Below are 15,523 nucleotides of genomic sequence, written 5' to 3' on the forward strand. Positions count from 1 at the left end.
CTCGGACCTATCGCTATTCCCTGTAACCGGAGCCCACCTCGCATGACCCAGGATCAACTCAAACAGGCCGTTGCCCAGGCCGCCGTCGATTTCATCCTTCCGAAACTCGACGACAAAAGCGTTGTGGGCGTGGGCACGGGCTCTACCGCCAATTGCTTCATCGACGCACTGGCCCTGCACAAAGGCGCGTTCGACGGCGCAGTCGCAAGCTCTGACGCGACGGCCGCACGCCTCAAGGGTCACGGGATTCCGGTGTATGAACTGAACACGGTCAGCGATCTGGAGTTTTACGTCGACGGCGCCGATGAAAGCGACGAACACCTGAACCTGATCAAAGGCGGCGGTGCTGCCCTGACCCGCGAGAAAATCGTGGCCGCCGTCGCCAAAACCTTCATCTGCATCGCTGACGCCAGCAAGCTGGTGCCGGTGCTGGGCGCGTTTCCTTTGCCTGTCGAAGTGATCCCGATGGCCCGCAGCCACGTGGCCCGGGAACTGGTGAAGCTGGGCGGCGACCCGGTTTACCGCGACGGTGTGCTGACGGACAACGGCAACATCATCCTCGATGTGCACAACATGAACATCACCAACCCGGTGGAAGTGGAAGCGCAGATCAACAACATCGTCGGCGTCGTCACCAACGGCCTGTTCGCCGCGCGCCCGGCGGATCTGCTGCTGCTGGGCACTCAAGAAGGCGTGAAAACCCTCAAGCGCTAATGGTTGCGGGGCAAAGCAAATCCTAGCGGGGATGCCTTGCCCTCAGCGCTTCTTGAACACATAGAACAGGTTCGGCTCGCTCACGACGTACAACGTGCCGTCGTCCCCCATGGCAATGCCTTCGGCCTGGGGCACGCTTTTGCTCAGGCCCATGCTGCCTTTGGTCAGCGACACGTTGGCGACGGGTTTCCCTTCAGTGTCCAGTTCGAGAATCTGCCGCGACTCATCCGACAGCGCCAGCAGATGCCCGCTGCGTTCATCGAATTGCAGGCTGGAAAGGTCGCGCACAAACAGGCCTGCATCCCGCTGCTTGCTGGACGTCACTTCCAGAATATTCGGGGAATGGGTGCCGGCGTCAGGAAAGCCGCGCACTTCGATGATCTGCACTGGCCGCCGCTCTTTGGCGACGAACAGCCTACGGCCCTGATTATCGTAGGCCAGGCCTTCGAAGCCGTTGTTGCCGCCGGCGTCGATGCCCAGGGTCAACTGCTCGGCATCGGCCGCGTCGAGGAATGTCGTGTCGTCATCCACATGAACCTTGATCAGCCGCTGACTGTGCTCGTCGCTGATGACGTAAATCCCGGGGCTGATGTACTCGACCGCTTCGGCGTCCCCGAACCCAGTCAGGGGAATTCGTCTGAGAATCCGCCCTTCCAGGCTCAACTCGACCAGCTCGGGGTTTTTGTTCGTCACAGTGAAGAGAGTCTTGCGCTGCGGATCAAAGCTGAGCGCCGAGACATTAGCCTCCAGGCCGTCGATGGCCCGCGCCTCAATCTCGACCTCATAGGCGTCGAGGCCCAGCGCTTGCGCATCGCTGGATTGCCAGAACACGTACCAGTTGAACCAGAGCCGCTCGATGACCCGGTACTCGCGCGCCACGAAAAACGACGCGGTCAAAATCAACAGGACAAGTAACGTGAGCACGACGCTCTGGAACGGGGACACACGACGCATGCAGGGGGCTCGACTTCAGTGGGGCGACTTTAATAGCACCGTATTCTGAAGCCAAACTGAAAGCGATGTGACCTCTCGTTTGGATTTTTCGGGGCCATGACGAGCCCCGAATGACGTTCCAGGCGAAGCCGGCCGAGGCTCACTGCCGCTTGAAGGTGTAAAACAGGTTGGGCTCGCTGACCATGTAAATGGTGCCGTTCTCGTCCATCGCCACCCCTTCGGCGCGTGGAATGGTCTGGCTCAGCCCATTGAAACCGCTCAGCAGCGTCATGAAGCTGACCTGATTACCCTTGCCGTCCAATTCCAGCAGCATGTGCGATTCAGCAGACAACACCAGCAAATGCCCGGTCTTCTGGTCCGCATACAGGGACGACAGATTGCGCACGATGAGGTTGTCGTTGATCAGCTTGCGCTTCTCGCCTTTTACCTCGCTGCTGCCATCGGCCTTCCAGCTGTACAGCGCTGGCGGACGTTCTTCCCCGAACAGAAACTGCTGGTCGCGCGGGTCCCAGGCGATGCCTTCAAAGGCTTTGTTCTGGTCCTTCGACGGACCGAGATCGTACTTGGGGAAGTCGGCGATGTTCAGGGTTTTGGTGTCAGGCGTGACGTGAACAATAGTCATCAGGTGCTGGCGCTCATCGACAATAGCAATCAGGCCGTCGCCCAGAACGGCTACACCCTCGGGATTGCCCCAGCCCTCAAGCGGAATTTTGCGAATGACGTCGCCGGTCAGCGTGATCTCGGAAAGGAACGGGTTTTTGCCCATCACCGAATACAGCGTTTTGGTCGTCGGGTCGTAAGACAAGTCCGAGGCCTCATCCTTTTCCATGCCGGCCAGCGGCTTGGCATCGATGTCGACCTTGTAATCCGGCAGCCAGATGCCCGCCGCGCGCTCGGCTGGCGTGACGTTGCGCTCGCGCAGCCACAACAGACCGCGATCATCCCAGTGCCAGGCATAAGACAGACCGGCCAAAATCACCAGTGCTGCAGCGAGCAGCCACCACCAACGAAAACGCAGACGGCTTCTACGCTGTGTCATCCGCGAACGTCGCTTTCAAAACGGCTGTGGCCGGTCAGCTCCAGCACGATCTCATCGCCAACAGTGAACGGCCCTACGCCGGCAGGCGTGCCGGTCATGATCAGGTCACCGGCCTGCAGCGAGAACTGCGAGGCCATGTGCTGGATCATCGGCACGATCGGGTTGAGCATGTGACTGCTGTTACCGTCCTGGCGGACTTCGCCGTTGATGGTCAGGCGGATGGCGATGTCGGTCAGATCGGGATAAGCGTCAGCGGATACGAACGGCGCAATGACCGCCGCGCCGTCGAAGGACTTGGCGATTTCCCAAGGCAGGCCTTTCTCTTTCAGCTTCGACTGCACGTCGCGCAACGTCAGGTCCAGGCCCGGGGCGAAGCCGGAGATCGCATCGAGGACTTCTTCACGACTCGGGTTCTTGCTCAGCGGCTTGCCGATCAGCACGACGATCTCGGCTTCGTAATGCACCGAACCCCGGTCCTGAGGAATGCTGAAGCCCCCCTCGATCCCGACCACGCAGCTGCCCGGCTTGATGAACAGCAAGGGCTCGGTCGGTACCGGGTTATCCAGCTCCTTGGCGTGCTCGGCGTAGTTGCGGCCGATGCAGACGACTTTACCGAGTGGAAAGTGAACCTTGGTGCCGTCGACGTATTTGTGCTGATAGCTCATGAGCGCTCCTGAGAAGCTTGTTGTAATGGGGAACCGCTTACACAGCGAAGATTTTGCCAGGGTTCATGATGCCGTTCGGGTCGAACACCGCTTTGACGGCTTTCATGTATTCGATCTCCACCGGCGAGCGGCTGTAATGCAAGTAGTCACGCTTGGTCATGCCGACGCCGTGCTCGGCGGAGATCGAGCCGTTGTACTTCTGGACGATCTCGAATACCCACTTGTTCACCGTTGCGCACTTGGCAAAGAACTCGTCTTTGCTCAGGTTCTCCGGCTTGAGGATGTTCAGGTGCAGGTTGCCGTCGCCGATATGCCCGAACCAGACGATTTCGAAATCCGGGTAATGCTCACCGACGATCGCATCCACTTCAGCGAGAAACGCCGGGACTTTCGAAACGGTGACCGAGATGTCGTTCTTGTACGGCGTGAAGTGGGAGATGGTTTCTGAAATGTATTCGCGCAGTTTCCACAAATTCTGCAGTTGCTGTTCGCTCTGGCTCATCACGCCATCCAGCACCCAGCCTTGCTCGACACAGTGCTCGAAGGTTTCCAGCGCGTGGTTGGCCACTTCTTCGGTGGTCGCTTCGAATTCCAGCAGCGCATAGAACGGGCACTCGGTTTCGAACGGGGACGGCACGTCACCGCGCGCCATGACCTTGGCCAGCGCCTTGTCCGAGAAGAACTCGAAGGCGGTCAGGTCCAGCTTGCTCTGGAACGCGTGCAGGACCGGCATGATGGCGTTGAAATCAGTGGTCCCGAGAACCATCGCGGTGAGGTTTTTCGGCGCGCGGTCCAGGCGCATGGTCGCCTCAACCACAAACCCCAACGTGCCTTCAGCACCAATGAACAGCTGACGCATGTCGTAGCCGGTGGCGTTTTTGATAAGGTCTTTGTTCAGTTCGAGCAGGTCGCCCTTGCCGGTGACCACCTTGAGGCCCGCGACCCAGTTGCGGGTCATGCCGTAGCGAATCACTTTGATCCCGCCGGCGTTGGTGCCGATGTTGCCGCCGATATTGCTGGAGCCTGACGACGCGAAGTCCACCGGGTAATACAAGCCGTTTTCTTCGGCGAGATTCTGCAGCTGTTTGGTGACCACGCCCGGCTGACAGATGGCTGTGCGGTCTGTCAGGTTGAGTTCGAGCACCTGATTCATGTAATCGAAGGAGACGACCACCTCACCATTGGCCGCAACGGCGGCGGCGGACAACCCGGTGCGGCCGCCCGAAGGGACCAGCGCGACGTTGCGCTCGTTGGCCCAACGGACGATGGCCTGCACCTGTTCGGTGGTCTTGGGGAAGACGATAGCGGTGGGCGCCGGGGCAAAATGTTTGGTCCAGTCCTTGCCGTAGGCTTCGAGGGAATCGGCGTCGGTCAGGACCTTGCCAGGCTCAACCAGGTTCTTCAGCTCATCTATCAGCGCAGGATGGGTCATCAACAGAACTCTCGAACAATTCATGGTCATCCTGAGAACGGCTCACGTCCAGGAATGGGGTGTTTCGCGGGGGGCATATGCTAGCATACGCCCCCCGCCAATCGAGCTTTCGACCCATTGGCGCGCGCTTCACTTACTGCCATTTCTCTCCGGGACACAGGTTTACGCAGATGAGCAAGACTTCCCTCGACAAGAGCAAGATCAAGTTCCTTCTTCTCGAAGGCGTCCACCAGTCCGCGGTCGACGTCCTCAAGGCCGCCGGTTACACCAGCATTGAGTACCACACCAAGTCTCTGCCGGAAGCCGAACTGAAGGAAAAGATTGCCGACGCTCATTTCATCGGTATTCGTTCCCGCACCCAACTGACTGAAGAACTGTTTGATAGCGCCAAGAAGCTGGTCGCGGTCGGCTGCTTCTGCATCGGTACCAACCAGGTTGACCTTAACGCAGCCCGCGGACGCGGCATCGCTGTGTTCAACGCCCCTTACTCCAACACCCGTTCGGTGGCGGAGCTGGTGCTGGCGGAAGCCATCCTGCTGCTGCGCGGTATCCCGGAGAAGAACGCTTCCTGCCATCGCGGTGGCTGGATCAAGAGCGCGGCCAACTCGTTCGAAATTCGTGGCAAGAAGCTCGGCATCATCGGCTACGGCTCGATCGGCACGCAGTTGTCGGTCCTGGCTGAAGGCTTGGGCATGCAGGTGTACTTCTATGACACCCTGACCAAGCTGCCGCTGGGCAACGCCACTCAGGTGTCCAGCCTGAACGAGCTGCTGGGCATGGCTGACATCGTCACCCTGCACGTTCCGGAAACCAACGAAACCCAGTGGATGATCGGCGAGAAAGAAATTCGCACGATGAAGAAGGGCGCCATCCTGATCAACGCGGCGCGCGGCACGGTGGTCAAGCTCGACGCCCTGGCTGACGCGATCAAGGATCAGCACCTGATCGGCGCGGCCATCGACGTGTTCCCGGTCGAACCACGTTCCAACGATGATGTGTTCGAAAGCCCGCTGCGCGGCCTGGACAACGTGATCCTGACCCCGCACATCGGCGGCTCGACCGCTGAAGCCCAGGCCAACATCGGTCTGGAAGTGGCCGAGAAGCTGGTCAAGTACAGCGATAACGGCACGTCGGTTTCTTCCGTCAACTTCCCGGAAGTGGCCTTGCCGGCCCACCCTGGCAAGCACCGCCTGCTGCACATCCACGAGAACATCCCGGGCGTGCTGATGGAGATCAACAAGGTCTTCGCTGAAAACGGCATCAACATCTCCGGTCAGTTCCTGCAGACCAACGAGAAAGTCGGTTACGTGGTGATCGACGTCGACGCCGAGTATTCCGATCTGGCGCAAGAGAAATTGCAGCACATCAAAGGCACCATCCGTAGCCGCGTTTTGTTCTAAAGCGGTGGTTTCGGGGTGATAAAAAAGGAGACCCTCGGGTCTCCTTTTTTTATGCGCGAATCACGTAACACGCCGGCACCGGCTGTGCGCCAAATGCCCAGCCTACAGCAGGTTATTTCACCGTGATGGTGATCTTCTGCGACTCAACCGGCGGGTTCAGCGGGACATGGTTCTTGTCGCCAACCAGCAGTTGCAGGGTGTGCTGGCCCGGCGTCAGGTTCAGCTCGGTTTCCGTCTGGCCCTTGCCGAAGTGGCGGATATTGTCGGTGGTCGGCAGCGGCGCGGTCATGTCGGGCTGATCCTTGACGTCGATCAGCAGGTGATGATGGCCGGTGTCTGGCACATCAACGCCGGCCGGGGCGACGCCCATGCCCTTGAGGCCGAACTGCACCTTGAATGCACCGTTGACGGTCGCGCCGTCTTTGGGCGAGATGATATAAACCTCGGCGCCTGCAGGCGATGCAGTGCGCGGCATGTCAGCGGCCTGGGCCAGCAAGCTCGCCCCCAACAGCAGTCCGGTCAGGGCAGTTCTCGCGAATAACGTCTTCATGATCTCTCCGTTTTTATCGATGTGCGATTGGCGGGCTCGGGGATCGAAGCTTCTTTATCCCGACAGACAACCGCCCAGAAACGACCTTCACCTTAGCTGCGGTTGGCCGCGAAGTGTTTCGCTGAGTGGCTTGATGTAGAAGATTTCATGTTGGATCGATGCGGAGGCGCGCAGCAAACGCCGTCCATGTGGGAGTGAGCTTGCTCACGAAGGCGGCATTTCAGGCGCAAAAGATGTAGCGAATGTCTGGGCCTCTTCGCGAGCAAGGCCGCTCCCACGGGATCGCGGGTCGGCTTGGAATCTCAGGCTGCCGCAGGACTTGGGGGGGTGAGCTTGCTACAGCTCGAACGGCTCGTTCCCGCGCCGCCTGAACCAGCCGGTCAGCGACAGACGCTCCCGGGTCGAGGGCATGACTTCGTGGGGCATGTCGCCCGAAAGAAACACCACGAGGCAGCCGCCCGTTGGCTGCACGTCATACTCCACGCCGTCTTTGAGGTACATCCGCAACTGGCCGCCGTGCTCTGGCAACCAGCCGTCGTTGAGGTAGACGACCGCGGAGACCATGCGTTTGTCGTCATCGCGAAACCTATCCAAATGTTTGAGGTAGAAGGCTCCCGGCGGATACAGCGCGAAGTGGCTTTCGTAATCCTCAAGGCCTAGAAACAGCCCCCGGTTCAGCGCCTGACGCAGGCTGTCCATCAGGTCGAGATAACGATCGCACGGCTCGACCTGCCCGGCTTCGAGCCATTGGATGTGATCGCCTCGAATACCCTCGCGCACCTCCTGCGCCGGCCCGCGCCCCACTGCGGCAGGCGCGAGCTCACCCTGAACGGCACGCGTGCGGCATTCAAGGGCCAGCTCGCGGGTCAGGGTATCGGGCAGGAAGATGTTCTGCTGCGACCAGCCACGCTCGGCCAGGTCGTCGACGATTCGCAACAGCAGCGGGTGATCAGGGGATATGCGCATGGCGCGCATAGTATCCATACGCCGATTAATCCGACAGGGCCTGCAGTCCGGCGAATGAGGAATATTTTCGCGGGTTCGAATACGCCCGGCGGTTTTGCCCGATCACTGATCGAACCCACGGTTTTTAGCGGGGTCTGGCAAGTGTTAACTCGACAAATCCCCGCTGCCCCACCGAGAATGGCGGCCTGCCGACAGGAGTCTCTAATGCGCCGTCTGTTTTTCCTGCTGTTGATGTTCTGCACTTTGCCCGCTTGGGCAGACGGCCACGATCAGCTCTACAAGCTCGCCGGCTGGCCGGAACAACGCGCTCATTTTGTCGATGCCTTGAAAGCCGCTCAGCAGCGTTACCGCAACAGCCTTCCGCCCGCCGTGTTCGACGCTCTGGTAAGTAACAGCAATCAGCGGTTCGCGCCGCAGGCGATGGACCAGCGCGGCGAACAAATGCTGCGCCAGACGCTGCAGGACCCGAACCCTGCGCTGCAGTTTTTCCAGTCGCCGCTGGGCCGCAAGATCGTCAACGCCGAGCTCACTGCCACGCGCCCGGACCAGCTGGCCAAAAACGCCCAAGGCCTGCCGCACATCCAGGCCGACGACAACCGACTGCTGATCATCGGCCACTTGGCCAACGCCCTCCCCGCCAAAGAAGCCGGCGCAGAGGTCAGCATGGCGATTGCTGGCGTCGCCGCCGACAGCCTGAGTTCGATGATTCCAGGCCTGATGGGCGGCGGAACGACCCAGGCCATGCTAGACAGTCAGCGCCAGCGGCTCATGGGGCAGATCGGCAAGGACGTGAACAACACGCTGCTCTACGTGTACCGCGACCTGTCGGATGGCGAGCTTGACGAGTTCGCCAGCTTCGCCGAGTCCAACGATGGCAAGGCCTATTACAAGGCAGCGCTGGCAGCTGTTCGCGCGGGATTGGCGGTCGGCCAGACTGTCAAATGACGTCAGCCGGGAGAGGGACTGTTTGAACACCTGCCATCTTTCGGCGTGACCACTGAAGCCTCTGCGGCTAAAGCCGGTCCCACACTCGCTATGTCTGCCGGGAAACCCGCCCTTCGAGCCCTACCCCATACGCTGCGTCAGAAACTCAAAAAACCGCGTGCGCAGCTCGGGTGACTCATTGACGAGATGATGTCGCGCTTCGTGCAGCATGAAGATCTGCGGCTCGGCGAACTTGTCCTTGAGCACCGGCAGGTTATGTTTCCAGTCCACGGTCATGTCCGACTCGCCCTGCACGATCAGCGGGCTGCGGCGGCTGCGGGGCGCGCGCTCGATGCGTTCGATCCATTTGGCCAGCGCGCCCACCCAGACGGTCGGCAGGCGTCGCGGCTGCAACGGGTCCGCCAGCAGAAAAGGCAGAAAGGTCGGAGCGTTTGAGTTTTCGCTAAAGCGTCTGTCGATGGCTTTGACGAAGCCGCGCAGCAGGTAATAGCTGAGTTTCGACAAGGCCCAGCCACGCGGCCGCACCAGCGGCGCCAGCAGGATCGTCTGACCTTGCGCCGGGCTGGCATCGCCGTGGTGCAGCAAGTGGTCGATGACAATGGCGCCGCCAGTGCTTTGCCCGCACAGGTGCCATGGCTGCGGCAGGTTGAGGCTTTCGGCCTCAACAAAAAGCCGGTCCAACACCGCCTGGTACTCCGAAAAATCGGTAATGCTCGCCCGCGCCCCGCTGGACAATCCATGGCCCGGCAAGTCGCAGGCAATCACCGCCAATCCAAGCCCCAGCGCCCAGTCGATAACGTGACGATACAGCCCGACGTGATCGTAAAACCCATGCATCAGCACCAGCGTGCCAACGGGTTGATCGGGCATCCACAACTGCGTGACGATCTCATAGCCGCCCACTTCAACGCGTCCTATCCGGCTCCTGGTCGCGCCACTCGGGCCGAGCGCATTCAAACCGTAGAAACGCTGATAAGCCTGGGCCTCTGCAGATGGCGCCTGTGACGCGTTCAGCGGCAACAGCTCAGCACGCAGATGGTCGGGGTCGAACGTGTCGGACATCGGAATTCCAGATGAGAGTGTGTAGGAAGCGACCGCACGGAAGTGTCATCTGTCCGCTGCGGCGTGGCAAGTTACGCCACTTAAATCCATCGGCGCGCCGTCTACCCAGTCGCGAGACAAATCTGTAGCCTGCAAAACCTTCCCGATTCTCATTTGAGCCCCCGGATGAAACGCAGCCTTTACGTCGTCGTCGCATTGTTGGTGCTCATCGGGAGCGCAGGCGCGTGGTACATCCACAGCAAACAGCCGGTCCGCGATGGCGAGATAAGCCTCGCAGGTCTGCAGGCCCCGGTCACCGTGCGTTACGACGAGCGCGGCGTGCCGCATATCCGTGCTGACAACCAGGACGACTTATACCGCGCACTGGGCTACGTCCACGCCCAGGACCGCCTGTTCCAGATGGAAATCCTGCGCAGGCTGGCGCGCGGCGAGCTGGCTGAAGTGCTGGGTCCCAAGCTGGTCAGCACTGACAAGCTGTTCCGCAGCCTGCGCATCCGCGAGCATGCCGATGCCTATGTCGCCCGCCAGGACAAAAACACGCCGGCGTGGAAGGCGCTTCAGGCGTATCTGGACGGCATCAATCAATACCAGGCGACGCATCCCAAACCGATCGAGTTCGACGTGCTGGGCATTCGCGAGCGGCCGTTCACGGCGCAAGACACCCTCAGCGTCGGCGGTTACCTGGCGTACAGCTTCGCCGCGGCGTTTCGCACTGAGCCGCTGATGACCTACGTGCGAGATCAATTGGGCCCGGAATACCTGAAAGTGTTCGATATGGACTGGCAGCCAAAAGGCGCTGTTGACCAGTCCCCTGCATTGACGAGCGACGACTGGAAGGGCCTCAATGATCTGGCGCTGCTCAGCCAACAAGCGCTGGATAAGGCCGGTCTGCCGCAGTTCGAGGGCAGCAATGCCTGGGCGGTGTCCGGCAGCCGCACCCAGAGTGGTAAACCGCTGCTGGCGGGTGATCCGCACATTCGTTTCTCGGTGCCCGCGGTCTGGTACGAAGCGCAGCTGACGGCGCCGGGCTTTGAACTTTACGGGCATTTTCAGGCGCTCAACCCCTTCGCATTGCTCGGCCACAATCTGGATTTCGGCTGGAGCCTGACCATGTTCCAGAACGATGATCTGGACCTGATCGCTGAAAAGACCAACCCCGATAATCCCGATCAAGTCTGGTACCACGGCGCCTGGGTAGACATGACGTCCCGCACCGAGCAGATCAGCGTCAAGGGAGAATCTCCCGTCACGCTCACCCTGCGGCAGTCACCCCACGGCCCGATCGTGAACGACGCGCTGGGCGCCAATGGGCCGCAACAGCCGCGCGATACGCCGATTGCGATGTGGTGGTCGTTCCTGGAGTCGGACAACCCAATCCTGCAGGGCTTCTACGAAGCCAACCGCGCCGACACCCTGGACAAGATGCGCAGCGCCGCCGAGAAGATTCAGTCGCCAGGTCTGAACATCCTCTACGCCAACGCCCGGGGCGATATCGGCTGGTGGGCGGCGGCGCAGTTGCCTATGCGGCCTGAGGGGGTCAACCCGACGTTCATTCTCGATGGCAGCTCCGAGCAGGCCGACAAGAACGGCTTCTACCCTTTCAGCGCCAACCCTCAGGAGGAAAACCCGGCGCGGGGTTATATCGTCTCGGCGAACTTCCAGCCGGTGTCGCCGACGGGGATGGAGATTCCGGGCTACTACAACCTCCCCGAACGCGGTCGCCAGTTGAATAACCAGTTGAGCGACGACAAGGTGAAATGGAGTCTGGAGAACAGCAAGGCGCTGCAGCTCGGCACGCGGACGGACTACGCCGCGCAGATTCTGACGCCGCTGATTCCGGTGCTGCGCCGGGTGGTGAGCGAACCGGAGGAGCACGACTTGCTTGAGCGCCTGGCGGCATGGAACGGTGAGTACTCCGTGGATTCGGTGGGCGCGACGCTGTTCAATCAGTTCCTGTTCAACCTGACCGATCAGGTGTTCCATGACGAGCTGAGCGACGGGATGTTCACGACGCTGCTGTCGACACGACTCATTGACCTGGCGCTGCCGCGACTGGCTGCCGACGCGGATTCGCCGTGGTGGAACAATCGCCATTCAAGAGAGCCCGAGAGCCGCGACAACACGGTGAAGGTCGCTTGGCATGCGGCGGTCTCGCATTTGAGATCGCTGTACGGGCAGAACCCGGATGAATGGACGTGGGGCAAAGCGCACACGCTGACCCACGAACATCCGCTGGGCAAGCAGCGGCCGCTGGACATGCTGCTCAATGTCGGACCATTCGCTGCGCCGGGCACCCATGAGGTGCCGAACAACCTGTCAGCCAATATGGGTCCCGCGCCGTGGCCGGTCACTTACGGGCCATCGACGCGCCGCCTCATCGACTTCGCCGACCCGGCCCATGCGCTGGGGATCAACCCCGTGGGCCAGAGCGGCGTGCTGTTCGACAAGCACTACGCCGACCAAGCTCAGCGCTACGTTAACGGCGAGTACGTGCCGGAGCGGTTCAGCGAAGGGGATGTGGCAGGGAACAGCAAAGAGGTGTTGAGGTTAGTGCCGGGGCGATAACCGTATGAACGGTGGGTCTAGCTGGAGCCCCAACTTGTGGGACCGGCTTTAGCCGGGAAGGCGTCGGACGTTACAACGCAAATCTATAGCGTACATACCGGCCTCTTCCCGGCTGAAGCCGGTCCCGCTGACAGCATCGCGTGCATCCAGTGGGATCGGCCAGAGCTCCAACCTGTGGGACCGGCTTTAGCCGGGAAGGCGTAGTGCGTTACGCCGCAAATCCATAGCGCACACACCGGCCTCTTCCCGGCTGAAGCCGCTCCTACGAGGTCAAACCGATTCGATCACCTTCGCACGGCGCAGGTCCGGCTGTTTCCAGCCGTCTGCCGCAGCTTCTTCGATGGCTTGCTGGATCGCGCGCTTGCGGTTGTTTTCCGCGCGGCGGCTGAAGAACCAGACCAGGAAGGTCGCAATCGACACCGCCAGCAGAATCAAACTGGCAATCGCGTTGATCTCAGGCTTCACGCCCAGGCGTACCGCCGAGAACACTTCCATCGGCAGGGTCGTCGAACCCGGGCCCGAAACGAAGCTCGCCAACACCAGGTCGTCCAGCGACAGTGCGAAGGACATCATGGCCCCCGCCGCCAGCGAGGGCGCGATCATCGGGATGGTAATCAAAAAGAACACCTTCCACGGCCGCGCACCCAGGTCCATTGCCGCCTCTTCGATGGACATGTCCAGCTCGCGCAGACGCGCCGACACCACCACCGCCACATACGCCGCACAGAACGTCGTGTGAGCGATCCAGATGGTGACAATGCCGCGCTCCTCGGGCCAGCCGAGCAACTGCGCCATCGCCACGAACAGCAGCAACAGCGACAGGCCGGTGATCACTTCCGGCATCACCAGCGGCGCGGTGACCAGACCGCCGAAGAAGGTCTTGCCCTTGAACCGGGTGATGCGCGTCAGCACGAACGCCGCCATGGTGCCCAGCGCCACCGCCGCGATGGACGTATACAGCGCGATTTCCAGCGAGCGCATGACCGCGCTCATCAGTTGGGTGTTGTCGAGCAGGCCGACGTACCACTTCACCGACCAGCCACCCCAGACCGTCACCAGCTTGGAGGCGTTGAACGAGTAGATCACCAGAATGACCATGGGCGCATAGATGAAGATCAGGCCCAGTACCAACATCAGGTTCGAGAATCGGAAGCCTCTCATGCCTTGCCCTCCAGCTCTTTGGCCTGACTGCGGTTGAACAGAATGATCGGCACGATGAGGATCAACAGCATCACCACCGCCAGCGACGACGCTACCGGCCAGTCACGGTTGTTGAAGAATTCCTGCCACAGCACTTTACCGATCATCAGCGTCTCGGGGCCGCCGAGCAGTTCCGGGATGACGAACTCGCCCACCACCGGAATGAACACCAGCATGCAGCCGGCGATGATGCCGTTCTTGGACAGCGGCACGGTGATTTTCCAGAAGCTGTTGAAGGTGCTCGAACCCAGGTCCGATGCGGCTTCCAGCAGACTTTGATCGTGCTTCACCAGGTTCGCGTACAGCGGCAGGATCATGAACGGCAGATACGAATAGACCACGCCGATGTACACCGCGAGGTTGGTGTTGAGGATCTGCAACGGCTCGCTGATCACGCCCAGCCACATAAGGAAAGCGTTGAGCAGGCCGTTGTTGCTGAGGATGCCCATCCACGCGTAGACGCGGATCAGGATCGCGGTCCAGGTCGGCATCATGATCAGCAGCAACAGCACCGTCTGCATCTCTTTGCGGGCGATGGAGATGCCATACGCCATCGGATAGCCGATCAACAGGCACAGCACAGTGCTGATGAACGCCATCTTCAACGAGCCGAGATATGCCGAGATGTACAGATCGTCACTGGTCAGCAGCGCGTAGTTGGCGAAGTTGAGCACGATGTCGAGCTTCTGCTCGACGTAGGTGAAGATCTCGGTGTACGGCGGAATCGCTACATCGGCTTCAGCGAAGCTGATCTTGATGACGATCAGAAACGGCAGCGCGAAAAACAGGAACAGCCACAGGAACGGCACGCCGATAACGGCCTGACGCCCGGTGGGTTTTATTCGATTGAAAGCCCGTTTTATTTTTCGGATTTTCATGAGCGCAATACCACGCCGCTGTCGTCTTCCCACCAGACGAAGACTTCGTCGTCCCAGGTCGGTCGCGTGCCCTGGCGTTCGGCGTTGGCGACAAACGACTGCACCAGCTTGCCCGACGGCAGTTTCACGTAGAACACCGAGTGACCGCCCAGGTAGGCGATGTCGTGAACCTTGCCCCGGGACCAGTTGTGTTCGAACGAAGGTTGCTCAGTGGTCACCAGCAGCTTTTCAGGCCGCAGCGCATAGGTAATCCGCTTGTCTTCCACCGACGTGGTAACGCCGTGGCCGACATAGATTTTGCGTTCGAGCTCAGGGCTGCTGATCAGCGCGTGGCCTTCCATGTCTTCGATGACCTCACCGTCGAACAGGTTGACGTTGCCGATGAACTCACAGACCAGGCGGCTGGTGGGCGTTTCGTAGATATCGATCGGGCTGCCAATCTGCGCGATCCAGCCCAGGTGCATGATCGCGATGCGCTCGGCCATGGTCATGGCCTCTTCCTGGTCGTGGGTCACCATCACGCAGGTCACGCCGACGCGCTCGATGATCTCCACCAGTTCCAGCTGCATCTGCGAGCGCAGCTTTTTATCCAGTGCGCCCATGGGTTCGTCGAGCAGCAGCAGCTTCGGCTTCTTCGCCAGCGAACGCGCCAGGGCCACACGCTGACGCTGACCGCCGGACAACTGATGCGGCTTGCGCTTGGCGTACTGGGTCATCTGCACCAGTTTGAGCATCTCAGCCACGCGGGCTTCGACTTCGGCCTTGGGCAGTTTGTCCTGCTTCAAGCCGAAGGCGATGTTGTCCGCCACGGTCATGTGCGGAAACAGCGCGTAGGACTGGAACATCATGTTGATCGGACGTTCGTACGGCGGCATGTCGGTGATGTCGACGCCGTCGAGGTAAATGCGGCCTTCGGTCGGGCGTTCAAAGCCGGCGAGCATGCGCAGCAGGGTGGATTTCCCCGAGCCGGAGCCGCCGAGCAGGGCAAAGATTTCACCCTTGTTGATCTGCAGAGACACGTCGTCCACAGCAATCGTCTCATCGAACTTCTTCGTGACCCGATCGATTTTGACCAGCACCTGTTTCGGTTGCTGACCACCCTCAAGGGATTTCTTGTAGGCGCCGGAGGCAACTGCCATGGGTGAAACTCCCA

At 60.6% G+C, this 15,523-nt stretch carries 14 protein-coding genes; 4 read left to right on the forward strand and 10 right to left on the reverse strand.

The genetic code is table 11. From position 1 onward, the window contains the following. Positions 1–42 precede the first annotated feature (42 nt). The gene (rpiA, locus tag AC3ISG_RS23120; RefSeq protein WP_122533983.1) at positions 43–714 is read left to right on the forward strand and encodes a ribose-5-phosphate isomerase RpiA; all 672 of its coding nucleotides are present in this window, start codon (positions 43–45) and stop codon (positions 712–714) included. Positions 715–756: 42 nt separating this feature from the next. On the opposite strand, the gene AC3ISG_RS23125 is transcribed toward rpiA, so the two are convergent. The 4 genes from AC3ISG_RS23125 to AC3ISG_RS23140 form a co-directional block, all read right to left on the reverse strand. Then, positions 757–1,668, reverse strand: a complete 912-nt coding sequence (locus tag AC3ISG_RS23125; protein ID WP_172610403.1) for an SdiA-regulated domain-containing protein — start codon at positions 1,666–1,668, stop codon at positions 757–759. Between the two features lie 139 nt (positions 1,669–1,807). Then, a complete protein-coding gene (locus AC3ISG_RS23130; protein WP_122533985.1) occupies positions 1,808–2,707 on the reverse strand; it encodes an SdiA-regulated domain-containing protein in 900 nt (299 codons plus the stop codon). Further along, positions 2,704–3,372: a fumarylacetoacetate hydrolase family protein gene (locus AC3ISG_RS23135; RefSeq protein WP_489298054.1), complete on the reverse strand. Its 669-nt coding sequence runs from the start codon at positions 3,370–3,372 to the stop codon at positions 2,704–2,706. The genes AC3ISG_RS23130 and AC3ISG_RS23135 overlap by 4 nt, the downstream gene beginning before the upstream one ends. 37 nt (positions 3,373–3,409) lie before the next feature. Beyond that, positions 3,410–4,804 (reverse strand): FAD-binding oxidoreductase, encoded by a 1,395-nt coding sequence (locus AC3ISG_RS23140; protein ID WP_122533987.1) that lies wholly within the window; start codon positions 4,802–4,804, stop codon positions 3,410–3,412. Between the two features lie 170 nt (positions 4,805–4,974). On the opposite strand from AC3ISG_RS23140, the gene serA reads away from it, so the two are divergent. Continuing rightward, positions 4,975–6,204, forward strand: a complete 1,230-nt coding sequence (gene serA / locus AC3ISG_RS23145; RefSeq protein ID WP_489298055.1) for a phosphoglycerate dehydrogenase — start codon at positions 4,975–4,977, stop codon at positions 6,202–6,204. A 112-nt stretch (positions 6,205–6,316) separates the two neighbouring features. Here serA and AC3ISG_RS23150 read toward each other — a convergent pair whose 3' ends face one another. Both AC3ISG_RS23150 and AC3ISG_RS23155 read right to left on the reverse strand, forming a co-directional pair. After that, complete coding sequence (locus AC3ISG_RS23150) at positions 6,317–6,754, reverse strand: DUF4399 domain-containing protein (protein ID WP_122622878.1); 438 nt, start codon at positions 6,752–6,754, stop codon at positions 6,317–6,319. A gap of 336 nt (positions 6,755–7,090) precedes the next feature. Then, entirely contained in the window at positions 7,091–7,729 is a 639-nt protein-coding gene (locus AC3ISG_RS23155) for a 2OG-Fe(II) oxygenase (protein ID WP_272629912.1), read from the reverse strand. 195 nt (positions 7,730–7,924) lie between these two features. Here AC3ISG_RS23155 and AC3ISG_RS23160 point away from each other — a divergent pair, with 195 nt between their 5' ends. Beyond that, the gene (locus AC3ISG_RS23160) at positions 7,925–8,665 is read left to right on the forward strand and encodes a DUF2059 domain-containing protein (protein WP_122533991.1); all 741 of its coding nucleotides are present in this window, start codon (positions 7,925–7,927) and stop codon (positions 8,663–8,665) included. A 120-nt stretch (positions 8,666–8,785) separates the two neighbouring features. Here AC3ISG_RS23160 and bipL read toward each other — a convergent pair whose 3' ends face one another. After that, positions 8,786–9,727 (reverse strand): phospholipase BipL, encoded by a 942-nt coding sequence (bipL, locus tag AC3ISG_RS23165; RefSeq protein ID WP_122533992.1) that lies wholly within the window; start codon positions 9,725–9,727, stop codon positions 8,786–8,788. A 165-nt stretch (positions 9,728–9,892) separates the two neighbouring features. Between bipL and AC3ISG_RS23170 the strand changes: the two genes are divergently transcribed. After that, complete coding sequence (locus AC3ISG_RS23170) at positions 9,893–12,292, forward strand: penicillin acylase family protein (RefSeq protein ID WP_489298056.1); 2,400 nt, start codon at positions 9,893–9,895, stop codon at positions 12,290–12,292. Positions 12,293–12,562: 270 nt separating this feature from the next. On the opposite strand, the gene AC3ISG_RS23175 is transcribed toward AC3ISG_RS23170, so the two are convergent. From AC3ISG_RS23175 to potA, 3 genes are read right to left on the reverse strand one after another with little or no spacing between them, the layout of a single operon-like run. Next, positions 12,563–13,453: an ABC transporter permease subunit gene (locus AC3ISG_RS23175; protein ID WP_122533994.1), complete on the reverse strand. Its 891-nt coding sequence runs from the start codon at positions 13,451–13,453 to the stop codon at positions 12,563–12,565. After that, the gene (locus AC3ISG_RS23180; protein ID WP_037016213.1) at positions 13,450–14,370 is read right to left on the reverse strand and encodes an ABC transporter permease subunit; all 921 of its coding nucleotides are present in this window, start codon (positions 14,368–14,370) and stop codon (positions 13,450–13,452) included. The genes AC3ISG_RS23175 and AC3ISG_RS23180 overlap by 4 nt, the downstream gene beginning before the upstream one ends. Then, a complete protein-coding gene (gene potA, locus AC3ISG_RS23185) occupies positions 14,367–15,509 on the reverse strand; it encodes a polyamine ABC transporter ATP-binding protein (RefSeq protein ID WP_074889771.1) in 1,143 nt (380 codons plus the stop codon). Before potA ends, AC3ISG_RS23180 begins: the two co-directional genes overlap by 4 nt. Between the last annotated feature and the right edge of the window lie 14 nt (positions 15,510–15,523).

The sequence above is a fragment of the Pseudomonas sp. GL_135 genome (assembly GCF_057834665.1).

Coding starts and splice junctions, on each gene's coding strand:
- rpiA (WP_122533983.1), top strand. CDS start 43: ATGACCCAGGATCAACTCAAACAGGCCGTTGCCCAGGCCGCCGTCGAT.
- AC3ISG_RS23125 (WP_172610403.1), bottom strand. CDS start 1,668: ATGCGTCGTGTGTCCCCGTTCCAGAGCGTCGTGCTCACGTTACTTGTC.
- AC3ISG_RS23130 (WP_122533985.1), bottom strand. CDS start 2,707: ATGACACAGCGTAGAAGCCGTCTGCGTTTTCGTTGGTGGTGGCTGCTC.
- AC3ISG_RS23135 (WP_489298054.1), bottom strand. CDS start 3,372: ATGAGCTATCAGCACAAATACGTCGACGGCACCAAGGTTCACTTTCCA.
- AC3ISG_RS23140 (WP_122533987.1), bottom strand. CDS start 4,804: ATGACCCATCCTGCGCTGATAGATGAGCTGAAGAACCTGGTTGAGCCT.
- serA (WP_489298055.1), top strand. CDS start 4,975: ATGAGCAAGACTTCCCTCGACAAGAGCAAGATCAAGTTCCTTCTTCTC.
- AC3ISG_RS23150 (WP_122622878.1), bottom strand. CDS start 6,754: ATGAAGACGTTATTCGCGAGAACTGCCCTGACCGGACTGCTGTTGGGG.
- AC3ISG_RS23155 (WP_272629912.1), bottom strand. CDS start 7,729: ATGCGCGCCATGCGCATATCCCCTGATCACCCGCTGCTGTTGCGAATC.
- AC3ISG_RS23160 (WP_122533991.1), top strand. CDS start 7,925: ATGCGCCGTCTGTTTTTCCTGCTGTTGATGTTCTGCACTTTGCCCGCT.
- bipL (WP_122533992.1), bottom strand. CDS start 9,727: ATGTCCGACACGTTCGACCCCGACCATCTGCGTGCTGAGCTGTTGCCG.
- AC3ISG_RS23170 (WP_489298056.1), top strand. CDS start 9,893: ATGAAACGCAGCCTTTACGTCGTCGTCGCATTGTTGGTGCTCATCGGG.
- AC3ISG_RS23175 (WP_122533994.1), bottom strand. CDS start 13,453: ATGAGAGGCTTCCGATTCTCGAACCTGATGTTGGTACTGGGCCTGATC.
- AC3ISG_RS23180 (WP_037016213.1), bottom strand. CDS start 14,370: ATGAAAATCCGAAAAATAAAACGGGCTTTCAATCGAATAAAACCCACC.
- potA (WP_074889771.1), bottom strand. CDS start 15,509: ATGGCAGTTGCCTCCGGCGCCTACAAGAAATCCCTTGAGGGTGGTCAG.